General features: G+C 38.7%; 8 protein-coding genes, 1 pseudogene and 2 other annotated features. Of the genes and pseudogenes, 7 read left to right on the top strand and 2 right to left on the bottom strand.

Going from position 1 to position 9,498, the window contains the following annotated elements:
- Nucleotides 1-47 precede the first annotated feature (47 nt).
- From A1019T_RS12770 to A1019T_RS12740, 7 genes are all read left to right on the top strand, one after another.
- Nucleotides 48-824, top strand: a complete 777-nt coding sequence (locus A1019T_RS12770; protein ID WP_077452096.1) for an enoyl-CoA hydratase — start codon at nucleotides 48-50, stop codon at nucleotides 822-824.
- 61 nt (nucleotides 825-885) lie between these two features.
- Nucleotides 886-2,433, top strand: a complete 1,548-nt coding sequence (locus A1019T_RS12765) for a 3-hydroxyacyl-CoA dehydrogenase (protein WP_077452094.1) — start codon at nucleotides 886-888, stop codon at nucleotides 2,431-2,433.
- A 49-nt stretch (nucleotides 2,434-2,482) separates the two neighbouring features.
- Nucleotides 2,483-3,685 carry a 3-oxoadipyl-CoA thiolase gene (locus A1019T_RS12760; protein WP_077452092.1) on the top strand — a complete coding sequence of 401 codons (1,203 nt, stop codon included), beginning with the start codon at nucleotides 2,483-2,485 and terminating at the stop codon, nucleotides 3,683-3,685.
- A gap of 46 nt (nucleotides 3,686-3,731) precedes the next feature.
- Nucleotides 3,732-5,405, top strand: a complete 1,674-nt coding sequence (locus A1019T_RS12755; protein ID WP_077452090.1) for a fatty acid--CoA ligase — start codon at nucleotides 3,732-3,734, stop codon at nucleotides 5,403-5,405.
- A gap of 94 nt (nucleotides 5,406-5,499) precedes the next feature.
- Nucleotides 5,500-5,970 (top strand): acyl-CoA thioesterase, encoded by a 471-nt coding sequence (locus A1019T_RS12750; protein WP_077452088.1) that lies wholly within the window; start codon nucleotides 5,500-5,502, stop codon nucleotides 5,968-5,970.
- Nucleotides 5,971-6,084: 114 nt separating this feature from the next.
- Complete coding sequence (locus A1019T_RS12745; protein WP_077452086.1) at nucleotides 6,085-7,116, top strand: porin; 1,032 nt, start codon at nucleotides 6,085-6,087, stop codon at nucleotides 7,114-7,116.
- A gap of 146 nt (nucleotides 7,117-7,262) precedes the next feature.
- Entirely contained in the window at nucleotides 7,263-7,580 is a 318-nt protein-coding gene (locus A1019T_RS12740) for a transposase (protein ID WP_077452084.1), read from the top strand.
- Nucleotides 7,538-7,647: a sequence feature (AL1L pseudoknot), on the top strand. It overlaps the preceding gene by 43 nt.
- A gap of 147 nt (nucleotides 7,648-7,794) precedes the next feature.
- Here A1019T_RS12740 and A1019T_RS12735 read toward each other — a convergent pair.
- Nucleotides 7,795-9,014, bottom strand: a protein-coding gene (locus tag A1019T_RS12735; protein ID WP_095532624.1) for an IS3 family transposase whose coding sequence is annotated in 2 segments (ribosomal slippage) — nucleotides 7,795-8,732 and nucleotides 8,732-9,014 — 1,221 coding nt in all. Because the reading frame shifts where the segments join, the coding sequence is not laid out codon by codon here.
- Nucleotides 8,623-8,739, bottom strand: a sequence feature (AL1L pseudoknot). It overlaps the preceding gene by 117 nt.
- A gap of 48 nt (nucleotides 9,015-9,062) precedes the next feature.
- Nucleotides 9,063-9,498 (bottom strand): annotated as a pseudogene (locus tag A1019T_RS13340) (IS3 family transposase); the annotation flags it as partial.

Below are 9,498 nucleotides of genomic sequence, written 5' to 3'. Positions count from 1 at the left end.
AGTTATTATTACCTTATCCATAATTGTTATGTGAACAAGGATTGATCATGGAAGATAAAGTAGTTTTATATGAGCACATGGATAATGGCGTTTGCCTAATAACCTTAAATCGTCCCCACGTTCGTAATGCTCTCAATACTGAATTACGTAAAGAGCTAGCACAAGTTATTATGCAGTTAGATGCTAATCCAAATGTTAGAGCCATCGTAATAACAGGTGGTGAAAGTGTTTTTGCAGCTGGAGCTGACATCAATGACTTTTTAACAGCAAAAACAATAGATGTATATCTTCGTCATAGTGAGAATTACTGGCAAGCTATAACTAACTGTAGTAAACCTATAATAGCCGCAGTCAATGGTTATGCTCTTGGAGGAGGATGTGAGCTTGCTATGCATGCTGACATTATTATCTGCGGAAAGTCAGCAAAATTTGGCCAACCTGAAATTAAGATAGGGTTAATGCCAGGAGCCGGTGGTACTCAAAGATTGCTTCGAGCCGTTGGTAAGTACAAAGCTATGAGAATGGTATTGACAGGAGATATGATAGGTGCAGATGAAGCTGAAAGAATTGGCTTAGTTTCTGAAGTCGTTGAAGATAGAGATACTATAAAAACAGCTACACAGCTGGCTCAGCAATTAGCGAGCTATTCTCCCATTGCTATCTCTCAAATTAAAGAGATAGTAAATCTTGGTATAGATATGTCGCTTGAAGGAGGGTTAGCGCTAGAGCGTAAAGCTTTCCAAATTTTATTTGATACTGAAGATCAAAAAGAGGGGGCTAAAGCTTTTTTGGAAAAACGTAGTCCTATTTATAAAGGAAAATAGCTCATTATTTTAAATATAGTGCAGTGATACAGTCTTTTAAATCAATTATCTGGTAAATAATATGACCATAAATACAATAGCTATTATAGGCGCTGGAACTATGGGGCTCGGTATTGCACAAATTGCAGCCCAAGCCGGTATTAAAGTTCTTTTATTTGACGCTAAACTAGGAGAGGCAGAGCGTAAGCTCCAGTCTTTAGCCAAGACACTTAAAGTGCTTGCGGAAAAAGGAAAATTCACCCAAGAAAGTATTAATTCTACTTTAAGTAACTTGCTAGTAGTTAATGAGTTATCACAAATTTCTAAAGCAGAGTTAGTGATTGAAGCTATCATTGAAGATTTGTCAATCAAACAACAATTATTTGCTAATCTCGAAGCCATTGTGTCACCGGAAGCTATTTTAGCCACTAACACTTCTTCATTATCTGTAACAGCCATTGCTTCTAAGTGCCAGTATCCTCAGAGGGTAGCAGGTTACCATTTCTTTAATCCTGTTCCCTTAATGAAGGTCGTAGAGGTCATATCAGGGTTAAGTACTAAGCCCTCGGTAATTGATACCTTAATAAATTTAGCTAAGCGTATGGGGCACTTAGGTGTTACTGCAAAAGATACCCCTGGCTTTATTGTAAATCATGCAGGGCGAGCTTATGGAACTGAAGCATTGAAGATATTGGGTGAGAATATAGCAGATTTTATGCAAATCGATACAATTCTAACCCAAGGTGTTGGTTTTAGAATGGGACCATTCGAGCTTATGGATTTGACAGGATTAGACGTTTCGCATCCTGTCATGGAGTCAATTTACAATCAGTATTATCAAGAACCTCGATATCGTCCTCATCCTCTAACTCGTCAAATGCTAAATGGTAATAAACTAGGAAGGAAGGTTGGTGAGGGGTTTTACAGGTATGAAGAGGGTAGAAAAGTTCTGCCTTACACTCCTAGTTTAGACGAACCCAAAAGAGATCCTACATCTGTATGGGTTGGTGCTGATATAGATGAAGATAAAGAAAGAATTATTAATTATCTTATTGAAAATAACATCCCTATAGATAAAAGCTCTCATCCTAACTCAGACAGTTTAGTTTTGTTAGCTATCTATGGAGAAGATACTACGGATGCTGCTTTGCGATATGAAGTTAATGCTCGTCAAGTTGTAGCTATAGATCCTTTGTTGGACTTTCAAAAACACTGCAATTTAATGCCAAGCATTGTAACGGACAAAGAGTTTACTCAACAAGCACTTTCAGTTTTCTCAAAGGAAACGTCTAACAATAGGGATAAAGATATAAGTACTAGTGTCACAATTATTTCAGAGAGTCCTGGTTTTGTAGCACAAAGAGTATTATCTATGATTATCAATCTCGCATGTGATATGGCAGCCCAGCATATTGCTACTCCTAAGGACATTGATAATGCTGTTAAGATAGGTCTTGGATATCCTTATGGGCCTATAGAATGGGGAGATAAGTTGGGACCACAGCGTATACTTTTGATATTAGAGAGGTTGTTAGTATCTACTGGTGATCCACGGTATCGTCCTAGTTCATGGCTATATCGTAGAGCCAAACATGGAATATCATTATTTACCCAACAAAGAACGTTTTAAGAACTATTTTTCCACTTAAATGTTTCAACTTAAAAAACAAGGATTAGTTATGTTAAATGCCTATATTTACGATGGTTTAAGAAGTCCCTTTGGTCGCCATGCTGGAAATTTATCAACGGTTAGAGCCGATGATTTAATCTCTGAAGTTATTAAAGCTTTAGTTGAGAAAAATAAATTACCTAATGATATTTTTGATGAAGTGTTGATAGGAAGTACTAACCAAGCGGGAGAAGATTCTAGAAATGTAGCCAGAAACTCGGCTTTATTAGCAGGTCTAGATGTAATGACTCCCGGTCAAACTATTAACAGACTATGCGCTTCAGGTCTTTCGTCAATTATTGATGCAGCGCGCTGTATTACCTGTGGTGAAGGAGATGTGATACTAGCAGGTGGTGTTGAGTCCATGTCCAGAGCACCCTTCGTTCTTTCTAAATCAGAAAAACCATTCGAGCGTAATGTGAAATTTTTTGATACAACCATAGGTAGTCGCTTTCCTAACCCACTAATTATTAAACAGTTTGGTAATGACTCTATGCCAGAGACTGGTGATAATGTTGCAAAAGAATATGGTATCACTCGTGAAGAATCAGACCACTTTGCTGCATCATCTCAAGCTAAATATCAAGCGGCTAAAAAAGAAGGTTTTTTTAAAGATGAAATTACTGCTATTACAGTTTCGCAAGGAAGAAAAAAACCGTCTTTACAAATTATCGAAGACGAGCATCCACGCCCAGATTCTACAGAAGACAAACTCAAAAAATTACAACCTCTTTTTGAAGGAGGAGTAGTCACTGCAGGCAATGCTTCAGGTATTAATGATGGCGCAGCAGCCCTAATTATTGGTTCAAAGCAAGCAGAAGAAAAACTAGGCCTTAAGCCTATTGCTAGGATAATATCTTCCGCGTCAGTTGGAATTGAGCCTCGAATTATGGGAGCAGGTCCCATTGAAGCTATTAAGCTGGCTTTAAAGAGGGCTAATCTAACTTTAGATGATATGGCAATTATCGAAATTAATGAGGCTTTTGCTTCACAAGTATTAAGTTGTTTAAAAGGCCTTAATATTGATTTTGAAGACAAAAGAGTAAATCCTCATGGTGGTGCGATAGCAATTGGACATCCACTAGGCGCCTCTGGTGCTAGGATTGCTTTAACAACCGCTCGAGCTCTGCATAAGCTTAATGGAAAATATGCTGTAGTAAGTTTATGTGTTGGCGTCGGTCAGGGAGTGGCTATGGTTATAGAAAAGGTTTAGAGAAAACAACCTCTATATTCTATTTTTTTTAATTAAGGATGATTAAATGACGAAGGTTCTCAATCAGCATAGCGACTACTATCAAGCTAAAGAAGCATATGGATTCCCATTACTTATTAAGCAGTTGCTTAATCGCTCTAAAATTGTTTCTCAAAATCAAACTATAAGCTACGCTAATAAAATCACATATTCATATTCTGAGTTTTTCAAACGAGTTAATCGTTTAGCAAATACCTTGAAGAATATGGGCTTAAAAGCGGGTGATGTTGTAGCAGTCATGGACTGGGACACCCATAGATATCTAGAAGCATATTTTGCTATTCCGATGTCAGGTATGATTTTACAAACGGTCAATATTCGCCTGTCTGAAGACAAAATTTTATACACTATTAATCATGCGAAACCTAAAGCATTGTTACTAAATGCTGAGTTCGCCCCAATGATTAAAAATTATCAATTCGAGGCACCCTCAATTGAAAAAGTCATTTGGTGCGATGATGAATATAATCAACAAGTCAAACTTCCAGAGTTCGTTGATGGTGAGTATGAGTCATTATTAAAGGAGGCAAATGATGAGTTCATTTTTCCGGACTTCGATGAAAATACAATTGCTACTACTTTCTATACAAGTGGTACTACTGGTAATCCTAAGGGGGTATTTTTTACCCATAAGCAAATAGTTCTTCAATGTATTGCGGGTGTATTGGCTTCAGCTTTAAATTCAGAAGCACAAGGTGCTAGATATAGTGATGTATATATGCCCATGACCCCCCTGTTTCATGTGCATGCTTGGTGTTGGCCTTATGCAGCGACCATGATTGGTCTAAAACAGGTTTATCCGGGGCGTTATCAAGCAAGTACACTTGTCGATCTAATAGAACAACATAAAGTTACACTATCCCATGGCGTTCCTACAATCTTACAAATGCTTTTGAAAGAAATGTCTAGTAGGGGACGTAAATTTAATGGACTAAAATTAGCAGTAGGAGGTTCGAAGCTGAACGAAAGTTTAGCAAAAGCAGCATTAGAGAATGGTATCGAATGCATGTGTGGATTCGGAATGTCTGAGTCTTGTCCAGTGTTGTCAAGAACGGCTTATGATTATGAAACTAACAATCTACCCATTGATGAGTTAGTTAGTTATCGATGTAGCTCAGGTGCGCCTTTAGTTCTTGTTTCAATGCAGCTCTGGGATGAAGAAGGTAATCCACAACCTCTAGATGGCCAATCTACAGGCGAGTTAGTAGTAAGAGCTCCTTGGCTTACGCAAGGTTATTTTAAGGATCCTGATGCTGGTGATGAGCTATGGAAGGGAGGTTGGATGCATACACAAGATATAGCTTCCATTAACGAGCATGGAACTTTAAAAATTACTGATCGTATTAAAGATGTTATTAAATCAGGTGGTGAATGGATTTCTTCGTTAGAGGTAGAGTCTATTTTTTCATTACATCCTAGCGTTGAAGATATAGCAGTAATTGGCGTGCCTGATAAAAGATGGGGCGAGCGACCATTAGCTTTAATCGTACTGAAAACTGAGCATCAGGATACGAAAGTAGAAGATATTTTAGCATTAGGGCATCAGGCTGTAGAGAAAGGATTATTACCTAAATATGGTATTCCAAACGATATAAGATTCTTAACCGAAATGCCTAAAACAAGTGTTGGTAAGCTTGATAAAAAGAAAATCCGTTTGATGTACGAACAGAATTTAATTTAACTATAAGATCTTACTTAATCAACATATAAAAATAAGTATTCACTTATTAGTAGTCTACATTTTTGTTGATTGATATAAACAAGAGAATATCACTATGGTCGATTCACCTATACTACCAGAAATAAAAACCGTGATTGAAGCAAGCCCTAATCACCCCTTAAAAGACTTTGCTGTGATTTACCGCCAACAGGTTGAGTGGGGAGATATGGATAAATTTGGACACGTAAACAATGTCATTTATTATACTTATGCTCAAAATGCTCGTATTCATTATAACAGTCAATTGAAATTATTTAACGAAAATACGTTTTCAGTAATGGCATCTTCTTCTTGTCAATACTTTAAACCTGTTACTTTCCCCGATGTGTTATGGATAGGGGTGAAAGTTAAGAAAGTTGGCAATACGAGTTTAGTTCATGAATATACCTACTATAGCGTTAATCTTAATACGATAGTAGCGCGTGGAGAGTCAGTTTTGGTGTATCTTGATAAAGAGACACAACAAAAAAAGCCCATTGAATTAAATAAGAAAGCAGCTATTAGCATGTTAGAAGGAATAGATTAAGATAAAAGTAAAATAGTTTCTTCAAACTAATTCATTGTGATGATTAGGTTTTGGAAGCATTAACTACTAATAATTTATAGGGATATTTTAATTAAAAAAGGGAGTTACTATATTATGTTATATGCAAAAAAACTATCCTTCGGCATGTCTATAGTTGCGTTAAGCTCATACGCACAGGCGATAGATATTATAAAAGAAGGAGATACTACTTTAAGTGTAGGAGGATATATCAAAGCAGAAGGTATCTTTAATAACCCAGAGAATGGTGAATCTGAATTCAAAGCAAACTCACGACAGTCACGTATTAATGTCACAACTACAAAAAAGATAGAGGATAAAAAGTTAACTGGATTTATTGAAGGTGATTTTTATGGAAATGCCGCAAGTGGAGGTTCTGAAATGCGGTTGAGGCACGCTTACATAAAGCTTGATGAGCTTACTGTAGGTAAGACATGGAATGGTCAATTTCTATCAGTTTACCCTTTATTAACTGAACAACTTGATTTTAGAGGTACAGCACTAGGAACTATTGCAGGTAGTAGTAGCAATATTCGTCCTGACCTGGCGTTACACTATGAGCATAAAGGTTTTAGATTTTCTGCTCAAGATCCGGTTTTTAAAGATGCAGATTTGCCTGATATAGTTGTAAGTTACAAAAACAACCTTTCTAATCTGAGTTATAACATAGCCATGACTGCACGTGAAGTGGAAAATGGGGAAGACTCTGACATAGGCGTAGGTGTGTCATTAGCTAGCAAGTTAGATTTAGGTAAAAACTCTTTCCATGCTAGTGTATATAATGGGAAGGGTATGGGATCTTACTCCACAGTATGTGTAGGTAAGCATCCAGATAACACTAATAGTTTAAGCTGTGACTCTGAAAATGGTAAACTTATTTCACAAACTGGCTATACCTTAGGGTATAGGCATAACTTTACAAACAAGCTTCGTAGCAATATTCGATATGGAGAGATTAAAGTAGATGATTTAGCAAACACATCTATGAATGTTAAAAGTGCAAATATTATTTATGAGTATTTACCTCGTCTTGATGTTGGGATTGAGTGGAGGGAGAGAGTGGATAAGACAGCTTCCACGGAAAAAACAGGGCAGCAAGTCGAGATAATGGCAAAATATAGCTTTTAAGGATGATATAACTGATTATTTAAGCAGTTTGTTAACTTAATACTCCTTATCTATTTTATTGCTTAACCTGAATTCGGGATAACAAAAGTATCTTAGTGAACCGCCCCGGGATTGTCGGAGACTCAACGCTCCAAGAGAATACGACAATGAAAACACGAAACTATACCCCTGAAATGAAAGAGCGCGCCGTCCGTATGCTAATTGCAGCTAAAGACGACTACCCATCCACCTGGTCAGCCATCAAAGCTATAGCACAAAAGATAGGTTGCACACCTGAGACCCTACGATCATGGCATAAAAAGCACGTAGATAAAACCATTCCTGCAAATATTCAAGCTCAAAATCAAGCGGAGCGTATTAAAGAGCTTGAACGTGAGAACCGAGAGTTAAAGCAAGCCAATGAGATTATAAAGAAAGCAGCAGGTCTTGAAGCCCAGGCGGAGCTCGACCGCAAACCCAAGTAATGGTTGATTTTATTGACGATCACAAAATGGAGTCGAGCCAATCTGTAGAGTATTACCGATTGCTCCATCCACATACTATCGTGTTAAAGAGCTAGGAGAAACGCCTGAAAAACGTTCACAGCGTAGCCAGCATGACGACTTCTATCTTAATGAGATTAAACGTATTTGGAAGGACTGAACCGCCCCGACTATATCGGAGAGTGGATTGCTTGAGTCAGGCAGCTTTGTCTGACTCATTAAGGCTATCATAGTATCGTCTCTCAAACTCAAAAGGCGACACATAACCAATCGTACTATGCAAACGTGTTTTGTTAAACCAATCGACCCATTCAAGAGTTGCTAATTCAACATCACACGCATCCCGCCACTGCTGTTTTAAATATTCAATCACCTCCGTTTTATAAAGCCCGTTAACCGTTTCAGCCAACGCATTATCATATGAATCACCTGTCGTACCAACAGATGCAATGACACCAGAATCAGCCATCTTATCCGTATAGCGAATAGATAAGTACTGAATACCTCTATCACTATGGTGGATCACATCTTTTGGGTTGTTCCTGTCTGCAATGGCTTGATTTAACGCTGCCATCACCATATCGGTGTTCATACGATTAGATACCTTCCAACCAACAATACTACGGGCAAATACATCTATAATAAACGCAGTATAGACCCAACCACTCAATGTTTTAACGTAAGTAAAGTCAGCAACCCATAGCTGGTTAGGTCTATGTGCACTGAAATTACGATTAACTAAATCATCAGCACGCTTTTGATCATCACGAGACTTAGTGGTTATCTTACCCTTACCTCGCCAAATACCCTGCATACCATGCTGACGCATTAACCGCTCTACAGTGCAACGTGCAGGATGTACACCTTCAGATTTTAACTGTTTCCAGACTTTACGAGCACCGTATCGGCATTTGCTGTCCTTCCAGATACGTTTAATCTCACCTAGATAGAACTCATCATGCTGACTACGCTGTGAACGTTTTTCAGGACTTTCTTCTAGCTCTTTAACACGATAGTATGTGGATGGAGCAATCGGTAATACTCTACAGATTGGCTCGACTCCATATTGTTGTTTGTGATCGTCAATAAAATCAACCATTATTTGGGTTTGCGGTCGAGCTCCGCCTGGGCTTCAAGACCTGCTGCTTTCTTTATAATCTCATTGGCTTGCTTTAACTCTCTGTTCTCACGTTCAAGCTCTTTAATACGCTCCGCTTGATTTTGAGCTTGAATGTTTGCAGGAATGGTTTTATCAATGTGCTTTTTATGCCATGATCGTAGGGTCTCAGGCGTGCAACCTATCTTTGGCGCTATGGCTTTGATGGCTGACCAGGTGGATGGGTAGTCGTCTTTAGCTTCAATTAGCATACGGACGGCGCGCTCTTTCATTTCAGGGGTATAGTTTCGTGTTTTCATTGTCGTATTCTCTTGGAGCGTTGAGTCTCCGACAATTCCGGGGCGGTTCACTTGGCATGGCCCTGTAGCGGTAAATGATTGCGGCTTACTACTGACTTTAGGAGCTAGGCTACGTCCTCTGTGGTTTAGCTGATTATGGGCTTTAAGTACACGGTAAAAGGTGGATTCTGAGGCATGATAGATACCTTCGTCGAGCAAAGTGGGTACGATCTGTGTCGGTGGTAGGCTTGCAAAGCAGGGTTCGTTACAGACGGCAATAATAGTTGCTGTCTCATTATCAGTCAGCTTATTGCTAGGGATAGGACGCACAGCTTCAGCACGCTTGTCATGAGCTATTTGACCTTGTTTATACCAACGCCTGTAGGTACGTAGACTAATGCCGACCTCGTTACATGCTTGCTTTAGCCTTGCCCCTGAAATATTAGCTTCTTGAATCAATGTAATGTATTGCTTGCGCTGTGGCAGTGAGGTTAGTCGTCCTCGC

Source organism: Psychrobacter piechaudii, assembly GCF_900162825.1.
Classification (GTDB): Bacteria; Pseudomonadota; Gammaproteobacteria; order Pseudomonadales; family Moraxellaceae; genus Psychrobacter; species Psychrobacter piechaudii.
This window is presented reverse-complemented; position numbering and strand designations above follow the sequence as displayed.